This is a genomic window from Streptomyces tendae, assembly GCF_008632955.1.
Taxonomy (GTDB): Bacteria; Actinomycetota; Actinomycetes; order Streptomycetales; family Streptomycetaceae; genus Streptomyces.
The window spans coordinates 366295-385192 of the sequence record NZ_CP043960.1; the positions used below are offsets into that span (position 1 = coordinate 366295).

Annotated in this window: 14 protein-coding genes and 2 pseudogenes; 7 read left to right on the plus strand and 9 right to left on the minus strand. The window is 69.0% G+C overall.

Features of this window, described 5'->3' with window-relative positions:
• The first annotated feature begins 732 nt into the window (after positions 1-732).
• The 3 genes and pseudogenes from F3L20_RS33460 to F3L20_RS35860 all read left to right on the plus strand — a co-directional run bounded on the left by F3L20_RS33460 (position 733) and on the right by F3L20_RS35860 (position 3309).
• Positions 733-1140 (plus strand): hypothetical protein, encoded by a 408-nt coding sequence (locus F3L20_RS33460; protein WP_150157796.1) that lies wholly within the window; start codon positions 733-735, stop codon positions 1138-1140.
• 477 nt (positions 1141-1617) lie between these two features.
• Positions 1618-2761 (plus strand): annotated as a pseudogene (locus F3L20_RS33465) (Rieske 2Fe-2S domain-containing protein).
• 365 nt (positions 2762-3126) lie between these two features.
• Positions 3127-3309 carry a hypothetical protein gene (locus F3L20_RS35860; protein WP_431193208.1) on the plus strand — a complete coding sequence of 61 codons (183 nt, stop codon included), beginning with the start codon at positions 3127-3129 and terminating at the stop codon, positions 3307-3309.
• Between the two features lie 528 nt (positions 3310-3837).
• On the opposite strand, the gene F3L20_RS33485 is transcribed toward F3L20_RS35860, so the two are convergent.
• Entirely contained in the window at positions 3838-4611 is a 774-nt protein-coding gene (locus F3L20_RS33485) for a hypothetical protein (RefSeq protein ID WP_150157798.1), read from the minus strand.
• Positions 4612-4778: 167 nt separating this feature from the next.
• Here F3L20_RS33485 and F3L20_RS33490 point away from each other — a divergent pair, with 167 nt between their 5' ends.
• Positions 4779-5549: a transposase family protein gene (locus F3L20_RS33490; protein ID WP_150157799.1), complete on the plus strand. Its 771-nt coding sequence runs from the start codon at positions 4779-4781 to the stop codon at positions 5547-5549.
• Between the two features lie 65 nt (positions 5550-5614).
• Here the strand turns inward: F3L20_RS33490 and F3L20_RS33495 are convergent, their stop codons facing one another.
• A complete protein-coding gene (locus F3L20_RS33495) occupies positions 5615-6088 on the minus strand; it encodes a hypothetical protein (protein ID WP_150157800.1) in 474 nt (157 codons plus the stop codon).
• Between the two features lie 81 nt (positions 6089-6169).
• On the opposite strand from F3L20_RS33495, the pseudogene F3L20_RS33500 reads away from it, so the two are divergent.
• The 3 genes and pseudogenes from F3L20_RS33500 to F3L20_RS35530 form a co-directional block, all read left to right on the plus strand.
• A pseudogene (locus tag F3L20_RS33500) lies at positions 6170-6343 on the plus strand (Tn3 family transposase); the annotation flags it as partial.
• A gap of 11 nt (positions 6344-6354) precedes the next feature.
• Positions 6355-7431: a 3'-5' exonuclease gene (locus tag F3L20_RS35170; protein WP_240811001.1), complete on the plus strand. Its 1077-nt coding sequence runs from the start codon at positions 6355-6357 to the stop codon at positions 7429-7431.
• 999 nt (positions 7432-8430) lie between these two features.
• Complete coding sequence (locus tag F3L20_RS35530) at positions 8431-8514, plus strand: DUF6228 family protein (protein ID WP_346768156.1); 84 nt, start codon at positions 8431-8433, stop codon at positions 8512-8514.
• 342 nt (positions 8515-8856) lie between these two features.
• Here the strand turns inward: F3L20_RS35530 and tpg are convergent, their stop codons facing one another.
• The 7 genes from tpg to F3L20_RS33550 all read right to left on the minus strand — a co-directional run bounded on the left by tpg (position 8857) and on the right by F3L20_RS33550 (position 18664).
• Positions 8857-9447: a telomere-protecting terminal protein Tpg gene (tpg, locus tag F3L20_RS33520; protein ID WP_150157801.1), complete on the minus strand. Its 591-nt coding sequence runs from the start codon at positions 9445-9447 to the stop codon at positions 8857-8859.
• A 312-nt stretch (positions 9448-9759) separates the two neighbouring features.
• Positions 9760-11373 carry a polyprenyl diphosphate synthase gene (uppS, locus tag F3L20_RS33525; RefSeq protein WP_150157802.1) on the minus strand — a complete coding sequence of 538 codons (1614 nt, stop codon included), beginning with the start codon at positions 11371-11373 and terminating at the stop codon, positions 9760-9762.
• Positions 11327-13855: a hypothetical protein gene (locus F3L20_RS33530; RefSeq protein WP_150157803.1), complete on the minus strand. Its 2529-nt coding sequence runs from the start codon at positions 13853-13855 to the stop codon at positions 11327-11329. Before F3L20_RS33530 ends, uppS begins: the two co-directional genes overlap by 47 nt.
• A 90-nt stretch (positions 13856-13945) precedes the next feature.
• Positions 13946-14566, minus strand: a complete 621-nt coding sequence (locus F3L20_RS33535) for a hypothetical protein (protein ID WP_150157804.1) — start codon at positions 14564-14566, stop codon at positions 13946-13948.
• Positions 14563-14889 carry a hypothetical protein gene (locus tag F3L20_RS33540; protein WP_150157805.1) on the minus strand — a complete coding sequence of 109 codons (327 nt, stop codon included), beginning with the start codon at positions 14887-14889 and terminating at the stop codon, positions 14563-14565. The genes F3L20_RS33535 and F3L20_RS33540 overlap by 4 nt, the downstream gene beginning before the upstream one ends.
• 28 nt (positions 14890-14917) lie before the next feature.
• Positions 14918-16213, minus strand: a complete 1296-nt coding sequence (locus tag F3L20_RS33545) for a CHAT domain-containing protein (protein WP_150157806.1) — start codon at positions 16211-16213, stop codon at positions 14918-14920.
• Positions 16214-17212: 999 nt separating this feature from the next.
• Entirely contained in the window at positions 17213-18664 is a 1452-nt protein-coding gene (locus F3L20_RS33550) for an aldehyde dehydrogenase (RefSeq protein ID WP_150157807.1), read from the minus strand.
• Positions 18665-18898: the final 234 nt, after the last annotated feature.

Below are 18898 nucleotides of genomic sequence, written 5' to 3' on the forward strand. Positions count from 1 at the left end.
CAGGGGGCAGCGGGAATGTGCGGCCGCCTGAAGGCTCACCGAGCCCAGGGCCGCGGGAAGCCGCCTTCGCCCCGATGACCGAGCGCCAGCAGGGACGCCTCCGCCGAGCGTTCCACGAGCGTCGAGGTGGGATCACCGAAGGACAGTTTGCCCTTGATGGCCAAGCTGGGGAACGCTGAGCGGGCCACGGCCTCGAACCGTCCACCACCGCCGCACCCCGCCACGCGAGGGAACCCGGCCCGGCTTCTTCCTCCTTGTCCCACCCAAAGGGCCCTGGCAGCATGACGGCGTGGGCGATGTGCAGGGCAGTTCCCCTTGTCATGGCCCGATGGGTTGCGTACCGCACCAGGACGTCCTGGTCGTCGGCGTCATCGACGCCGACGATGACAGGTTTGACGTCAGCCATTTCGGCTCCTCTCCGAGGCTTCCGTCACGGACTGCGTGCTCGGCCCCGGCCCACAGCGACGGGCACGGACGCGGACGGAGCCCATCCGTACGATGTCTCGCTCTCGCTGTTAGGGCGCTCCCACAAGATCGCAGCGAGCAGCGGATCGATGCCGGCCACGGGCACGCCGGGGAACTGCTGGTTCATCGTGGCGACACGTTGTGCCGTGGCCGGATCTTCGCGGCAGGCATCGCTCGATGAGAGCGAAGGTGTGTGCGTCCGGGAACGTATGTGGGTCACCTGGGCGTCTGGCGAGCGGATGAGGTGTGTGGGTCCGGCGAAATCCCGTGAGCGACGCGATGACACTCGACCCCATGACGGTCCCGGCCGCCACCACGATCAGCGAGTTCCTCGCCGACCCCCGTTACCGTTACCGCCGCTCGGCCTTCCCTGTCGTGGACGGCAACAGCATCGCGGCCGGCCTGGTCACCCTCAAGGGCGCCGACGCGGTCGCGGAGCCGGAACGCGCCTCCACTTCGGTCAACGACGTGATGCGCCCGTCGACGACCTGCCGACGCCCCTCCCTGACGACCCGTTGGCCCGGCTGGTTCCCGAGTTGCAGGCCAACCCCGCCCACCGGGCACTCGTGCTGGAAAGAGGCCGACTGGTCGGCACCGTCACTTCTTCCGACATCAGCCGGGTCACATCCACTGACGCCTGCCGACCGGCAGGGTTTGGTGCAGCTACTGGAGTAGCAGCCCGAGAAGCCGCCACCAGCGAGACCGTCACTGCCGTCCAACCGCAACGGCGTGTCCGCGGCCCGCTCTGGACGGCCGATGCCGTCGGCGCGGTCGTCGAGTCAGCGACGGGATATGAGGGACGTGCGGACCGGCGGGGTCCGGCAAACGCTGCCCAGCGTGACGGTGACACCTCTGATGAGTCGTGAACCCGAGGGAAGAATCCAGGGATCCTTCGCACTCCGGGTTGCCCGGCCGCTCACTCGTCCGGAGGCGCTTGCAGCGCGCGGAGTCCGGCAGCCGTCAGGATGAAGCGGCCGGGGCCACCGTCGCATCGACGGGAGGCTGTGCTGGCGTGATGTGTGACCGTCCTGGCCTCCGTCTTGGCAAGGGAAGAAGCATGGCCGAAACCGACCTCGACGTGTCTTTTCACCTTGCCGCCGGGCTCAGGCGCAGTCGGTCCTCGAAGCCCGGCGCAGCAGTCGAGGTTCGGGCATGATCGATCTTCGGCGTGTCGGGGCGCATCCGGACTTCTGGTACCCGGTGGCGGTGTCCAGGCGCTTGCGCCCCGGTCGCGTGGTGGGAACCGTTTTCGCCGGTGAGCGTATCGCGCTCTACCGGGACAGAGCGGCACCGTTCATGCGCTGGAGGACCGGTGTGCCCATCGTCAGGTGCCGCTGAGCATGGGTGTCGTGGACGGCGAGACACTCCGCTGCTGCTACCACGCCTGGGCCTACCGCGGTGACGGCCGTATCTCGCAGATCCCGTACCTGTCCAAAGGCGACGGTCGGCCGCCGCGGGGGGTGCGCGGCTATCCGGTCCGTGAGGCGTATGGCCTGGTGTTCGTCTTCCCGGGCGACCCGGACAAGGCGGTGACCACCGCATTTCCCGAGCTGCCGGCCTTCGGCTCGCCGAAGTGCAAAACCATGTCCTTCTCCCGGACCGTGCGCTGCCACTACTCGTTCATGCACGAGAACCTCCTGGACATGAATCACCAGTTCCTCCACCGGGGCGTCGTCGGCAAGCTTCGCCCCGAGTTGCTGGAATACCGGACCAGCGCGCGGTCGGTGGAGGCCCGGTATCTGTTCACCCATGCCGGGGGGAAGCGGAACCGGAGCGCCGGTCTGCTGGCCGCCGAGGGGATCGGCGGCCGCGACTCCCGCGATGTCATGACCATCCGCACCGAATACCCCTATCAGACCCTCGACCTGGTTCCGGAGAACGCCGAACGTCCGGCTTTCTCTCTCTGGGCCGCCTACGTGCCTGAAGACGCCGAGCAGCGCACCTGCCACGCTTACGGCCTGCTCATGATCGAGAAGCCCGGAATTCCAGGTGCCATTCATCTCGCCTGGCCGTTCATCAGGCGCTTCACCGAGAGAGTGTTCGCCGAGGACCGCATGGCCGTCGAAGCCGAACAGCGGGCATGGGAGGAGCAGGGCGAGGACCTCAACCACGAGGTCTTCCCGCTGATCCTGGACGTTCGCGAGGTGCTGCGTGCCAATGGCGTCCCGCTGAGGACCAGGGCCGCCGGATGCGACTCCGCTGCGGCGAAGGTTTCGCGTCGGCGTCCGGCTGTCGCGCCTCAGAACCGGTCGTCCCCGCGGGCGCGGAGCCCTCTGTCGAACTGCCGGACGGCTGAGACGCCCCGAATTTCGTGGAGCCCGGTGATCGTGTTGAGGCGGCCTGCGGGGTGGCAAGCCGGGGTCAGCTCATTCCCACATTCGGCGGGGTTTTCGAGCAGGTGGGTCTTTGTCTCTGCCTTGGGCATGTTGCACTCGGGTTCTCCGCGCTCGAGTACCCGAAGCACCGACGCGCGGCGTCGCGGCGACGCCACGACTGACCGGTGCGGGGCATGCGGGCTCGAACCGCTGCGTCACAGTCGAGACCTGCTTCGGCGGCTCCTCCCACGGCGCTGCCGCCGATGCAGTCCTCGCCCTCATCCCAGCCGATCGCGCACACTGCGAGGCGGCGTGGGCCCCGGCCGTGGCTGTCTTGGGTGTCCTGGTGACCGAAAACCCCGGCTACTGCTCGTCCGTCCTGCCGGCTCCTGATCTCAGCACGCTCACCAGTCCATCCACCGACTACCCGGCCGCCTACGTTGCGGAGTGGGTCGCCACCAAGCTCCGGTGGGGGCTTGCGGCCGACGAAACCGAGGTGGTGGCCCTGCGTGAGGTGGCGACCGGCTGATAGGCCCAGACCGTGACATACGAGCCAGCTCCATAGCCCCGAGTGGCTGACGCCTGAAACGGCCCGCTGGCGGTGGCCGCCTGTCATGCCCTTGGGCCCGGCGTGGGCCGGGGAGGCTGGTGGCCCGTCCGGGCGGCGTGCGAAGGGTCCGGACGGGCTCCGCCTCGTATGGTGCCGGTCCAGTCAAGAGCGGCGGGCGCGACACGCTGCACGGCCGACGTACTCGCAGATGTCCCGCCACACCGTTCCCACTCGTTGACGTTGACGGGACCATTTCTGCAGGTGTGGGAGTCCCGCCGTTGTCGGGCTAGCCCGACAACGGCGGGAGGGGCCATCCCTGCGGGTGCGGGGAGTAGTTCGCGCACGGCGACAAGCTCCGCGCGGTCACGGGACCATCCCCGCGGGTGCGGGGAGCAGGGAATCCCGCCAACGAGGCATCCGTCCCGGTCGGGGACCATCCCAGCCCGGCAGGATGGGCCGAAAGTCGGCAGGGTCCGGGGGGATGTGTGCCTGTCCCGCGTGTTGCGGTCAGCGGAGGGTGGTGGGGTCAAGGATCTGGTCGGGGGGCGGCGGGGTGGTGTCGACGGGTTTGTTGTGGTCGGTGAAAGTGAGGTCGAGGGGGTCGTTGCCGCCTGTGATCGTGGCTCTCAGGAGGTAGGGCTTGCCCTCCTTGGCGATGTAGACGGTCGTGGTGTCGGTCGGAGTCCTTTCCGTGAGTACGGCGGTTGGCCGCCCATCCACGGTCGCATCGTTTTCACGGGTTGCGTTCCCGTCAGGTTCGGCGCTGAGTATTTCAAGCACGGAGTCGAAGCCGTCGCAGAAGCTCCCCAAAGTCTTCGCCATCAGTGTGGGCGGCTTGATCCAGCGGTCCGTGAAGTGGCCGACCATCTTCTCAGCCTGCTCGACTGTCATCCCGCGGTTGAAGGTTGCCCGCCAGTAGTCCTCCCCGGCTTTGGCGTAGACGAGGGAACCCTTTTTGATGATGTGCAGGGTGCCCAGGGAGTTGTCCACCGTGCCGTTGCAGGAGCCGCGGACATCGATGGCCAGGTCGATCTCGACCTGCTGTCCGTTGCTGCTGACTTTGCCAGTGAGGCGCATGCTCGTGGTGTTTCTGAAGGATTCCCGGGCCTGCTTGTCGATCTGCTCGGACGCCATGGTGTCGAAGGGGTGCTTCGCCTTGGCGGCCGGCTCGGTGTTGTTCGCGCCAGGCTCGGAACTGTCGGTACCGCAGCCGGTGATGAGCGCTGCGGTAGTGGTACACAGCAAGGCAGTGATGACGCGGCTGGTGGTGTAGTGCTTCACGTGCGGATGTCCTTCCCCGGTTGAACCTCGCTGACTGTATGCCGTCAAGGCGTGACACGTGCAGTGGGAGCAGCCGATTCTGCAAGTACTCCTGCCGAGCGACTTCTCGTTGCGGGACAAGGACTAAAGGGTGTTGCACAAGACTGTGAACTGGGCATCTCCGGTGTATGGCTGGGGTGTTGAGGGCTGAACGCGTGTGGGTGGAGACGTTCACGGGGCTGCGGTTGGAGCAGTTCGAGCGGCTGCTGAAGGCGGTCCGTGACCGCGGTGGCAACGGGACTCTGCGGGGCCGACCGTGGTGTCTTCCGCTGGCCGAACGGGTCTTGGTGGTGGCCGTGTACTACCGCACGAATCTGACCATGCGGCAGCTCGGGCCGCTGTTCGGGATCTCGTCGTCGACGGTGTGCCGGGTGATCCAGCGGCTCGGTCCGCTGCTCGCACTGGAGCCCGTCTCCCGACCAGGCGATGCGGCCGACCGGTTGTGGATCGTGGACGGCACCCTCATCCCGGTCCGCGACCGGAAGGTCGGCTCCTCGTCACGCAACTACCGGTTCTCGGCAAACGTGCAGGTCATCGTGGGCGCCCACACCCGCCTGGTCATCGCCGCGGCCCGGCCGGTGCCGGGCACCACCGCGGACGCGCATGCCTGGCGTGCCTCCGGCCTGGCCGGGCACTGCCAGGACGTGACCGTCCTGGCGGACGGCGCCTACCTCAACTGCGGCATGGTCACCCCACACCGCAAACGCCCCCGACGCGAGCTGCTGCCGGGCGAGGAAGACGACAACGCGGCGCACCGCAAGGTCCGTGCAAGGGTGGAGCATGTGATCGGCCGGATGAAGAACTACAAGATCCTCCGCGACTGCCGGCAACACGGCGACGGCCTCCACCACGCCGTCCAGGCCGTTGCCCACATGCACAACCTCGCCCTCGCATCATGACCAGAGGACCGTCTCCACCCGCCCTGGCCTGCCCAAACACAGTCTTGTGCAACACCCTTTAGGGGTTATCGGACCGGTCCTTGCTCATCGACCAGCACCGTGGGCGGAGACAAGAACACGTCAGCTTCCACCGGTCCGTAAGCGATGTTGAAGGTGTCGAGCCAGTACGACCAGCCCCGCACTCCCGCCGCGCTGCTGAAACGGTAGTTGAGCTGCCAGCGGACCCACTGTCCGGGAACAAGCCGTACGGCCGGGGGCCGTCGTGGTCGAGGAGGTATGGCAAAGAGGGGCTGGACCCGGGGCAGGACTCGCAACCGACCCTTGTCTTCGCGGAGCTGGACGTCGACCTTGCGCAGGTCTTCCTGGCCGTCGAAGGGGTCGAAGCCGTCGCTTTCATGCATGCGGACCACGTGCGCGACCGCGGGCTGCATTGGCGGGACGCGAAAGCCGACCGGGACGGCGTTCCTGCGAGCCGCGGCCTCCCCTCCACGAGACTCCTTCGTCCAGGACGTCCGTATCCATTGAACGGTGACCTCCACAACGCTCCCCCCTGCCACCTCGTCGAGAGCTTCACCCTATGTCCGCTCGACCTGACAACCCTCGGAGGAAGATCGACTTGAACTGTCCACATAAAGTCGTTCCCGGTCTTCGCGCTCGCCCACCTCCTGGGCTTCGACCTCATGCCCAGGATCAGGAACTGGAAGGACCTGACCTTCTACCGGCCCACCAAGCAGACCGAGTACGTCCACATCGACGCCCTGTTCGGGGGGCCCGGCCGCAACTCAATCGACTTCGACCCCACGGCATGCCCGTTCCCTACGAGGACACGGCCCGACGGAAGATCATGCCGGAGCAGGCCGAACAGCGCATCCTTGACGCCTTCGACTCGCCCAAGGCCGACGGCGGGACCGAGTGGGGCACGCTGTTCCGCAAGACGAGCTGCGGAGTCGCCTACGCCTGGGGTGAGGCCGACTACAACGGCCACTACGGCGTTCGAGAACTGTGCGACATCTGCCCGCCCGAACAGATCGCGCTGTGCGAGAAGGCATGGGTGAAGCCCTCGCTGGAGGCTGTCGAACGCGAAGCGCGCGTCCTCGGCGTGACCGGCGACATTGAGGTCAACGACCGTGCCATCGTCGTCGAGGGACTGGACGAGCCGCCCCGCTACTACCTGCAGCACGGCTTCGGTTACCAGTGCCACAACCGGAACAAGCCCCACCACTACCACCAGCACGGCCGGGCCCCATCGGCTGGGAAGCGGAGGACGGAGCCCAGACAGCATGAACTTCGCCACCTGGCCCGCGCTACTCGTCGTCGACGTCGAAGGCAACGGCGCCAACCCGCCCGACCTCGTAGAAGTCGCTGCGCTGCCCATCCGGGAGGGGCGCTCCGACAAGAGCACCGCAGGCTGGTGGCTGACACGTCCGAACCGTCCCGTCACCCCCTTTGCCACCCGGTGCACGGCCTGACCAACGACGCCCTGGCCGACAAGCCGGCGTGGGCCGAAGTCGCGAGCCGGGTACACGCCTTTCTGGGCAGCACCTGGATCTCCGCCCACAACACGCACACCGACTACCGCGTGCTCAGCGCGCACCTGCCCGGCTGGAAGCCCGCCGGCGTCCTGGACACGCTTCGGCTGGCCAAGAGCACCTTCCCGGGCCTTGGCAAGTACAGCTTGGACAGGCTCATCGAGCATGTGCAGCCCGATCTCAGCGAAGCCCCCGGTGCCCGGCACCGGGCCACCTTCGACGCCTACGCCGCGGCACAGCTCCTCATCGCCATGGCTTCCCGTTACGACACCTGGGACCAGATGGTCGCTGCGGCGGTACCGCACGGCCTGCCTGGCGCCCCCGAACCAGAAAAGGACCCCACGCTGTGGTGACTTCCTCCGCCCGGCCGCTACGAGAAGCGCTCTACCCCTACCCGGACCATATTCTGATCGCCACGAAAGTCGGCATGGTCCGCCCCGCCCCCGGGCGTCGGTTGGCACGGCCGGCTCGGTGGTGTCGGCGCCCTCGGCGATGCCGCCGCGCACCGGCTCGTCGGAGGCCCGCCAGAAGAGGTCGTTCTCGGGGCCTGGGTGCGGTCGCCGCTGAGCAGCCGGGTGCCGGTCACCCGGTTCGGGTCGACATAACTGCTGCCGCCCGCGCCGCTGCCGGCCACGCCCCGGTCTTCGTCCGTGCCACCGCCGCCTTCGCCCGAACCGGAACCGCCCGCACCGTCCTTGCCTCCCGCGGACGCGTCGGCGGCCGGAGGAGCCGTTGCCGCCGCCCGCGCCGCCGGTGCGACCGGCCGCCCTTGCCGCCATCGGGGCCGCCCTGGCCGGACTTCGGGCTGGCGTACCCGCCGCCGCCACCGGCGGCGATGAGCAGCGGCTTGCCGTAGCCGGTGCGGACGTCGTCGTCTTCTTCGAAGGCGACGGCGTCGCCGACCCGGAGGCCATCCTGGACGACCCGCGGTGGGTCGGGCCCGGCCCACGAGTTCACGCCGTCTGAGTGCCTGACGCTGTTCGTGCTGGTCACTGGGTTGGTGGCTTGTGGGGTCGGTGTGGCTGAGGTGGTTGATCGGACGATGCATACGGGTCGGCCAGACGGGTCGGCCAGAGATATTCCTCGCCCGGTCAGGGCTGGTCCCACCAGGGGTGAGCTGTCGGCATCGTCGTACTGACCGGAGGGCGTACGCCATGCGTACGAATAGCGTACGCATGGCGTACCAAGGTAGCCAGGCTACGTCTGACCGGCCGGGTGGTCAGATCCATCGCATGCCGATGGCGGAAAGCTGTTCGACGCGTTGTCGGCCGTCTTCTGCTCCGGCGGGTACGTCGGACTGACCTGGAACTTGCACCCCATGGCCGAAGGCCGCGGGCCGCTGGGGCGCAGCAGTGACCACCTGGCTGGAGGCCGGCGAGCAGATGGCTTCCCTGGCTTCCGACATCCGGCAGTTCCTCGCCGGAGAGCAGCAGTGATGTCCGGCTCCGGTATCCGCATCACCTGGACTCTGGGGCACACGGGTGGGCCGATATTACCCTTGAGGATCATCAGGCGAAGGCCGAGCTCACCGCGTAATACATCACCAGTGGGCCCGAAGATTTCCTGACCGCGATGGTCCGGCTCGTCGCGGGTGAAAGGGAGGCCCGTGTCCAATTCGAGGCCGAGCCGACAGCCTCGACGGGTGCTCTCGCCGGGCGGCCACATCCTGGTCATCTTCGGCCTCGTATTCGTGCGACGGATTCGGAGCGGGCCACCCGCCAGAGCGCTGTACGGCGGCCCGCCGGATTGTTTTATAGCAGGCGCGGAATTCGGCCGGGTTAGAATCGGAGGGAAATTGACGACACGGACGTGAAGTCGGCGCGGAGGCCATCGGCCCGTGTGCCCCATTCCGTGAAATACGACTCCGTGATGGCCTCCGCGACGATCGGATGCAGATCCTCCTCCGTCGCGCCAGCTTCCTGGAGCTCCAGGATCTGCTTCACGTAGGTGGGCGAGATGTCCGTGGTGATCTGGCGCTCGCGGCCATCGTCAGAGCTGCCCGTGCAGGTGAATCCGAAGTAGGCCGTCACCTCCACCATCATCCCCCTGGAGGTGGACGCCTGTGCGCGCGCTTGCGCTCTGACCTGCGGTTGCCACTCGGATTCAGTCTCCTCCACCAGGGCGGCCTGGAGCCGATTCTGTGGCTTCGTCAGCTTCCCGGCCCGGTAGCGCTCCACGGTCCGGCGTGAGACGCCCAGCCGTTCCGCCAGGGCCTTGGTCGAACCCTTCGCCCGCGTGAGGAGGAATTTCACCTGTGCATTGGCGGATTTCGGCGCGGGCCGGGTGAAGACCTTCCGCTCTGCCCGCGCGAGGGCCTCCAGGACCTTGCCGCGGCGCGGGGCCGGCTGTTGCTGCTCGTGATCGCTCATACCTCCAGGGACCACGGTTCACCTGTGGACAGTGGCCAGCCTCTCGCATCCAAGTCACCTGTCTGCGCCGGGGGGTGTGACTACGCAGCACAGTTGGCAAATCTGCACGCTTGTTGGAAAACGGCACCGATGTCACTCTGAGTAGCTGTGTGAAGCGGTCAGCTGTGGGCACTGCTTACGCCCCGCCGGTGATCTGGTGGGGTGAATCCGCCCCGACCACATCCGCCCGCACCCCGGACGACCTGAGGTTGCACCGCAGGCCCCGGTCTGACGGTGCGTCCTGGACAAGCTGATCGCAGCCGGTCCGCAGGTTCACCTGGAGAGCGAAGCAGAGGCATCATCCCGGGCAGGGATGAGGGGTGCGGCGCCGTGGCGGCGTTGGCGTCGGCTGTATTCGGTGATGGCCTGCCACAGGTCACGCCGGTCGACGTCGGGCCAGTAGCGGGGGGTGAAGTGCAGTTCGGCGTAGGTGGCGTGCCAGGGCAGGAAGTTGGAGGTGCGTTGTTCGCCTCCGGTGCGCCACAGGAGGTCGACGTCGGGCATGTCGGGGTGGGGCATGTGGCGGGCGAAGTCGTCCTCGCCGATGAACCGGGGGTCGATGTCGCCTGCGCGGGCTGCTTGGGCGAGGGCTGCGGCGGTGCGGGTGATCTCGTCGCGGCCGCCGTAGTTGATGCACACGGTCAGGGTCAGGCCGGTGCGGTTGCGGGTGCGGTGCTCTTCGCGTCGCAAGGCGTGCACGAGTTCGTCGGGGAGTTTGTCGGGGTGGCCCAGCCAGCGCTGGCGTACGTCGAGGTCGCGCAGGGGGCCGTCGTCGAGGTCGTGTCGGATCGCGTCCAGGATGGTGGTGATCTCGTCGGTGTCGCGTTTCCAGTTCTCGGTGGAGAACGCGTACAGGGTCAGGTGGGGCAGGCCGATCTCGAGTGCGCCGTAGATCATCTCGTGGACGGCGGGACCGCCGGTGCGATGGCCTTGCGGGCGGGGCAGGTCGCGCTGCTGAGCCCAGCGGCCGTTGCCGTCCATGATGACCGCCACGTGGGCGGGCATCCGGTCGGCGGGGATCTGCGGGGGCCGGGCCCCGCCTGGGTGCGGGGGCGGGGGCCGCAGTGCGGTGCTCTCGGCTGCCGGGCTCACAGCGCTCAGGGGGGCCGACGGCCGTCGGGGCCCGGGGACGGTCAGCGGGGTCAGGCTCCAGGCCAGGCGCGCGCGGAGGCGGGCGGGGGCGAGGATGCGGGCGCGGGCGACCAGGGTGGGCCGGGGTGCGCGCTCGAGCAGGGCGGGGCCGGCGGCGTCGACGGCATCGAGTTGGGCGCGCATCAGGCAGGCGACCGTGTCGAGGACGATGGCGGCGCCCGGGTGCATGCCCCTGGTCATCGCGGGCTGTGTCAGCCACTGGCGGGCCAGGGCCGTCATCTCCCCGATCAGCGCCGCTGTGGCCGGGCTCCAACGCCCCTGCCGCAGGTCGTCTTCCACGCCGGGGAAGGCGACCAGGGCTTCGTGCGGCAGGAGCAGGTCGCCCTGGGGGAGGTCGGTGCTCAGGTCGGTGAGGATGTCGGTGAGCTGGGCGCCGTCGACGAACTGTTCGTAGTCCTTGTGCCGGTCCAGCCGGAGCGTCATCGGCGCTCCGGCTTGCTCGAACAGGTGTCGTAGCTGGTCGACCCACGGCACCACTTCCTCGGTGCACCAGGCGCGCCACTGGTCCCAGTCGGCGAAGCGCCGGCCGCGGACGTCCTCACGCGTGCTGGTCATGGCGCCCCGCAGGCTGGACAGGTCCAGATGCCATCGCAGGGCGGTGTCCACCAGGGCGTGGCGGACCGGATCGGTGCTGGTGCCGGCCGCCAGGTCGTCTTGCAGGGCGTGGGTCCACGCTTCGACGCGGGCCTCACGCTCGGCCGGTGGTGCATCCCGCTGGTCGGCGAGGTCGTCCAGAACGCTCGCCGCTCAGCGGATCGTCGCGTTCGGTCGTGGGTTCTCCGCCGCCGTCGGTGTTCTCACCGCCCCCGGCATCCACGTCGTCCTCCTGCCCGTCGGGTACGTCGCCGTGGATGCCGACGAGGGCGGCGAGGGCGTAGTAGTGGGCGAACGATCCCTCCGTGGCCGCGCTGACGGCCTTCTCGGCATGGGTGAGACAGGTGGTGAGGTCGTCGGGATCACCGGTGAGGATCCAGCGGCTGCGGAACATGTTCGCCGCGGCGGTCAACCGTTCCGATCGTCTCCTGTGGCCGTCCGGGGTGAGCCGCAGGACGGTGACCATCACGTCCAGGGCCTCGTCCAGATCGGAGGGAATCTCGTGGCGGTTGTGGCGCTGGCCGAGGGCGGACGCCAGGTTGTGGACCACGGAGATCTGGACGTCGCCGTACCCCCCGACGTCGGAAGCGGACCCGGTGTCCGCCTCCAAAGGGTCGCCCAGCCGGGCCCGGATGGAGGCCCAGGCCGTCCGGTAGATCTCCACGGCCCGGTCCAGATCCTCGGGCGGACCGCCCTGCTGGTGGCGCTGGCTCAGACAGGCGGCCAGTTGGAGCAGGGCGGCCGACTCCGGGTCCGGCGGGACGGGGACGGCGACCGCCCGCTGTGCGTGGGCCAGTGCCACCTCCAGATCCGGGAGTGCGCTGAAGACGTGGAAGCGGTCGTGGTGGTTGGCGGACTGGACCGTGAGGAAGTCCTGCCTCGTCCGGTCGTCGAGGTCCGGGCGGTCCAGCGCCTCGGCGACCAGATCGATCGCACGCTCGAAGTCGGCCGGGTCGAGGCTGACCGAGGCACGCATCCGGTACGCCTCGGCGACGAAGTACGCGACCCGCACGAGCCGTTCGGAGTGGGGTGGCGGCTGACGCAGGACGTGCTCGCCGTGCTCGATCGCCCGGTCCAGGTCGCCGAGGTCGGTGCCGTCGTCGTAGCGCCGCCAGTAGGTGAGGGCAAGGAGCTCGCGGCACAGGACGGCCGGTTCGCGGAGGGAACGCGACGACGCGCGGGCGAGGACCCGCTCCCATGCCTCGATCGCCGAGTTCCGTGTGGTCTTTGTGTCGTCGTGCACGAGGAGCTTGAGCACGGTGCCGGCGTACATGGTGAGGGCTTCACCCAGCTGGGCCTCGTCGTCCGGGAGGAGGACGAGGGACTCCGCCATCGCCTGACACGCCTGGCGCAGTTCCGTGGCCGGTCGGTCCGCCCGCTCGGCGATCTGCGAGAGAGTGGCACCGTAGTTGTTGAGGATCCTGGCGCGCACGGAGGAGGCGAGCGGGAGGGCCAGGGCCTCGCGATGGGCTTCGAGGGCGTCGCTCATCAGGTCCTGGTCGCCGGTCACCGTGGCCAGGTGCAGCCGTGCCATCGCCAGGTTGGGGAGGAAGGTCCGCAGCAGGCCGAAGTTCCCCGCCCGCCGCGCGTGTTCGACCACGGCGAGTGTGTGGTCGAGGGCTGCGCGCAGATTCTCCTCCTGGTCGCGGTGTTCGCTCAGACGGAAGAGGACGGCGCCGAGGTCGCCGCGCATCGACACGTGGGTGTCGCTGTCCGGAGGGGTGTGCTCCAGGGCCTTGCGCCAGAAGGAGGCGGATTCGTTCAAGAGTTGGGGGTCTCGGTGGAGGGTGCCGGCGTCGCCGAGGACGAGCGCCAGGTTGGCCGCCATGGCTCCGCGGGTCGGGCGGAGAGACACCGCTTGGCGGCTCGCCGCAATCGACCGTGTCAACAGGCCGGACCCTCCGGTGACCCGCCACGTTGCGCGCAGCAGACGGCCCAGCCGGTCGAAGCGCTCCGCACGGAGCCCGTCGGGCGCGGCCCGGTCGGTGAGCGCCTCGGCCTTGGGGATCAGGGAGCGGTGGACGTCCACCCCCTCCGGATCCTTCGGCAGGCAGTCCAGCAGCGTCGACCAGATGTTGCTCTCCGCGCGTGGGTCCGCGGATGCCTCGTCCAGGAACTCCAGGGCGATGTCCTCCGCCTCACGTTTCAGTCCGGGCAGATTCGCGCGGTCGCCGACCCTGAGCACCTCCGGCAGCATGTTGGAGGCGCAGGCCAGGCGCTCCATGCCGGAGAGCAGGGGCAGGGCCTGCCGGTAGCTGTCGACTCCCTCCCGCAGGGCCTCGAAGGAGACGGCGAACTCGGTCTTGGTGAGGAAGTTGCCGAGGTTGTAAAGGAACTTGCCGCGGAATTTCGGGTCATCGGCGACGGCCGGATCCGTCGTCGCCGACCGAAGGGCATCGATGGCCCTCGCCGTGTCCTCCCGGTTGCCGGTCCGTGCGCCGCGCTCCGCCAGGAGGTTGCCCATCAGGCCCTGGTGCAGCCATCGCATCGGGCAGTCCGGGTAGGCGGCCAGGTGCGTTTCATGGGACTCGATCGCGGTGTCGAGTGCGGCAGTGGGGGCGGCCTGCGGATTCTTGATGAAGAAGAAGGCCTCCTCGTGCGCGCTGTCCGAAGTGCCTCGCATCAGGTTCCCCGATCCGTCCTTTTCTCGTCCGCCCGGCCCGTAACCGCGCGGCCCACGCCGGCGCCGTCAGCCGCGACCGTGGCCGCCCTTCTACGGACACTTCTCGACCGTTTCCACGACGAGCACGTCCCGGAGCGGGACACCGACCCGCCCCGCCTTGGTCTTGATCACGAGACGACTGCTGTTGGCGGTCGCCGCGTCACCGCACAGGACCGCACCGCCGGCGGTCCGCACCAGTAGTCCAGGCTTGGACTTCTCCGGGCCGTACCAGGTGGTGCCCACCGCGGCGACCAGCAGCCCGGTGCACAGCAGGGTGGCGGCGATGCCCTGGCGCAGATCCCTGAGCGCCGTCAGTGCGAGGACGTGGTCCTGGGCGGCGGTCGAGGCGTTGAGGTCGACGGGCGTGGTGCGTGGCCTGCCGTTGTGCGCGCTGAGCAGCCGGTGGGCGCCGTACGCTCCGGCGAGCAGAGAGGCGAGCAGCAGGCAGCCGATGACGATGTGCCACGGCGCCTCCACCTTGTCGACCTCGCTGGGGCCTCGGACCAGTCCGAAACCCACGAGGGCAAGGAGCAGGCCGCCCAGGCCGATGCGCCAGGAGTGGGCGGCCTCCCGCACCCGTGGCAACTCGTTGCGCAGCGCCTGGTGGTGCTCGCGGGCACGGGCGGCGTCGGAGCTGTCGACGGGCCGGCCGGGGCGCAGGGAGGCACTCATGAGGCGGTGATCTCCAGCCGCCAGAAGGCGCCGCAGCCGCTCCTGTCTCCGGGCCGGCCGGGATGGTGCTCCTCGCAGGTGCAGATGACGATCTCCTCGTGCACGTCACCGGGCGGTGGAACCGGCTGTGCGCTGCTTCTGCGCCACAGCCGGAAGCTCTTGTAGGTGCTGGTGACGACGGGCACGCGGATCATCACGCGGCAGCGGGGGCAGGGACCGCGAAGTTCGGCGGTGCCGGGTCCGAGCCGGGTGAGGGAAAACTCCTTCGCGGCCTCCTCTTCGAACGAGCGGTGGTTGACCTCTTCGTACGGCACGGGGGCCATGGCGTTCCTCTTCTCTCAGCGGCAGCTCTCAGGGACCGATGTGGGTGAACGTCGCCCACCTGCTGGGATGTTCAGGGCTCTGGTGTCTCAGCCGGATCGCGGCCCCGGTCACGGCCACGGCCGACCCCTCCGGACGGAACAGCCCGTCCTTCATCAGTGAACGGAAGACGTCCCGCGCGAGTACGGTCGCCGTCTCGGCATCGATCGACCACAGCGCGGCCACCACCCGCCGGAAGCCGGAGTAGTGCAGCGCCGCGCCGATGGTGATCGCCTCGTCGCTCAGGTCCAGTCCGCCGGAGGCCGTCATGCAGGCGGAGAGGAACGCGAAGTCGCCACGGTAGGAGCCGCGGCTCAGCTCACCGATGCCCAGTGTCCCGTCGCTCAGCAGGAGTCCGCCGCGCGAGGGGTCGAACGGGTCCTGGCGCCCGTGGCAGCTGAAGTGGGCCCAGCGGTGCGTCGCCAGCCGGGACAGGACGGCATCGCGGGTGGCGTCCGGTCCTTCCAGGACGGTCAGCCGCTCCGCCCCAAACTCCTCGCGCAACAACCGAACTTCTTCCGCGACCTGCGGCAGCGGTGGCATGTCGGCCGCCTCCTGCACGGCGACCACCAGCAACCGGTCCCTGTCGCAGGGGTCCGGCTCCGGCGAGCGGGTGGCGCGCGCCAGCGCGCGCAGGGTCGGGACGTACGAGGAGACGGTCCGGTCCAGGACGCTGCGCCCGCTGCCGTCGTGGTGCCCCGCCGCGTGCAGCGGCAGGAACGACAGCCAGCCCGTCGGACACCACCAGATACGGTGCCTGCCACCGGACGCCGGATTCGTCTCGTCCAGAGCCCGCAGCACGGGTTCGGCGACGGTGTCCCACAGCCAGGCGAGATCCGGGAGCAGCGTCCTGTCCAGCTCGGCCTGCGCCTCGGCCATGTGCACCTTCGCCGCATGGTGGGCCTGGTAGGTGGCATAGACCTTGCGGACCTGGGCGCGCTGCCTGGTGTGGTGCATCAACTGCGCCGCGGCGTTCGTCATGTGGAGCCTGGCGAGGTGCCTCGCGGTCCGGTCGTGGACCTCACCGGAGGAGAGGTCCGGCAGCGGGACGGCCGTCACTCCGCCGGACGTCACCAGCAGGGCGTGGCACTCCCGCGCCACATTGATCAGCACGCCGGTGCCGTCACCGACCGTCGCCGCGAGATCCTGCCAGCGGGGCGGTGCGAGAAAAGTGGAGAACCGCGGCGCCAACCCCCGTACCCGCGCGACGAGTTCCTCCCACTCGTGAGCCAGCGCGATGCGCTGATCCGTCGCGCTCGCACCATCCGGTTCCGGCCCCCCTGCCACGCCCACGAAGGTAACGGAAGAAGCGAAGCGGGCTCAACCGGTTCGCACCAGTACGTTCATGGCGAATCCGTATCTGGTCACGGGCGGAGGACGACGGGCGTGGCCGCTTGTGCCCCCGAAAGAACCGAAGGCCACCGGACGGGCGTCTGCACGTGCACTACGACTTGAGAGGTCACATGCCCCGCCCGCGCCCACGCTTACGCGTACGCCAGTTGCCACCCCGCCCGCCGATCCAGCTTCGGCCGAGAAGACCCGAGCCCGAGCCCGCGTCGCGGGGGCCGCTGCGTTACCCCCGCTCTTGGTATCAGCGAGTGGACTGACCAAGACACACAACGGTGCTCGCCGCCGTGGTGGCTGCCGCCGGACTTGGCGTGACGGCTTGGGGCACTCTCATATCCGCCCGGGTGGCGGAAGACCAGCTTGCCCAGTCCAGGGTGCAGAACGAAGAACGCGAACGACAGCAGGCCAGCCGCATCACCTACTGGCAAGAGCCAGCCAGTCCCTCCAATACAGGGCGCGCCCAGGTAGCAGGCCTGGACAAGGGGTCACGCGCGAACCCGGCCGCACCTGGAGAAGGGGTGCTGGTGCGCGCACCGGGTGCGCGTCAAAGTGCTGCAATGATTCCAGCACGTCCCACTTCGAAGCCGTCATCGGCGTGTGGGTGGACCACAGGCCACTATGCCCGCGGGGCCTCGCCCTGAGTGGTGGACACGCCGATACTGGATCTGCTTGATCCGGAGGGAGCGCGGTCCCTGCTCTGGGGATCCCCGTTTTCCGTGCACTTCAAATTGTTGAGCTCACCAGTCCCCAAGGGCCGTACACGGCTTCCAGCCGCAGCCTGAGCCGCAGTTCGCCATAGGCCTTCACGCAGGGGCGCTTCTGCCGCGTGGACATGGTGGTTCTCTGCTGGGACGCGGGGCCCTCCGCAGGACTGCCGCTCGCGGGAAGCCCCGGTGCCGGGACCGCCGGCCGGGATTCGTGACCTCGGCCGGCGATCGGTCAGCGGGTGCGGGTGATGGTCTTGTGCTCGACGTAGCCGGTCAGACCGACCTTGCCGTACTCACGGCCGATGCCGCTGGCCTTGTAGCCGCCGAACGGACCGTCGAAGCTGTTGCCGGCGCCGTTGATGATGACGCCACCGGTGCGCAGCCGCCGGGCGACCGCCAGGGCGCGCTCGGTGTCGGTGCCCCAGACACCGCCGGACAGGCCGTACTCGGAGTCGTTGGCGATGCGGACCGCGTCGTCCTCGTCCTCGTAGGCGATGACCACGAGGACCGGGCCGAAGATCTCCTCCTGGGCGATGCGCATGGAGTTGTCGACGTCGGCGAAGACGGTGGGGGTGACGTAGTTGCCCTTCTCCAGGCCATCGGGGATCTGCGGGCCGCCGGTGACCAGGCGGGCACCCTCCTCGATCCCGATGTTGATGTAGTCGATGACGCGCTGTTGCTGGTCGCGGCGGATCATCGGGCCGATAAAGGTGTCCGGGGCGGCCGGATCGCCGACCTTGAGGGACTCGACCATCGTCTTGACGGCCTCGACGACCTCCTCGTACCGGCTGCGCGGCGCGAGGACACGGGTCTGCAGGATGCACGCCTCCCCGTTGTTGCCGAGCGAGCCGAAGCGCAGGCCCTGCATCACGGTGTCGAGGTCGGCGTCCTCCAGGATGACGGCGGCGGACTTGCCGCCCAGCTCCAGGCCGACGCGCTTGAGGTGGTCACCGGCGATGGAGCCGATGCGGCGGCCGGCGGCGGTGGAGCCGGTGAAGGAGATCTTGTCGATGCCGGGGTGGGATACGAGGTACTCGCTGGTCTCGCGGTCGGCGGGCAGGACGGACAGGACGCCTTCCGGCAGGCCGGCCTCGTGCCACAGGTCGGCGAGGAGCGCCATGCTCAAGGAGTTCTCCGGCGAGACCTTCAGCACGACGGTGTTGCCGGCCAGCAGGGCCGGGACCAGCTTCGCCGTGGCGGCGGAGAACGGCGAGTTCCACGGGATGACCGTGGCCACGACGCCGATCGCCTCGCGGCGCACGATGGTGTCGAAGGTGACCGACTCGTCAGAGGGCTCGATGATCTCCTCCCAGCCGAACTCCTCGGCGGCCTTGAGGTACGCCTTCACCTGGCGGGTCAGGAAGGGCTGACCTGCTTTGGTAAACCAGCCGGCCGAGCCGTTCTCGACGGAGATGGCGTGGGCGACCTCGTCGGCGCGGGCGGTGCGCAGCCCGTCGTAGCGGCGGACGACAGCCTGGCGCTCCTCAGGGGTGGTGTGCGGCCAGGGACCCCGATCGAAGGCCTTGCGGGCGGCGGTGACGGCCGCGTCGACGTCGGCGGGCGCAGCCTGGGCGGCGCTGCCCAGCACGGACTGGTCGTGCGGGGAGTGGACGTCGAGCCGCAGGGAGGGGTCGCTGGGGGCGACCCAGGCGCCGCCGATGTAGAGCTTGTCGCGAACAGTCATGGTTCCGGGTTCTTTCGTGCGGGTGATTGGCGGGACTGGGGTGTCCCTGGGGCACGCCGATGGGACGGCGCGTGGAGGGTGGTGCCGCTTCGGCGGACGGGGCGTCCGCCGGTGCAGCCGTCGTGTGCGGCGCCACCGGGTCCGTGGTGGCGTGCTCGGGACACGCCGGCCGGTGATGTGCAGAAGGGGGTGGGCCGGACAGCGGTGCGGCCGGGCCGTGTGGGACTGTTGCCG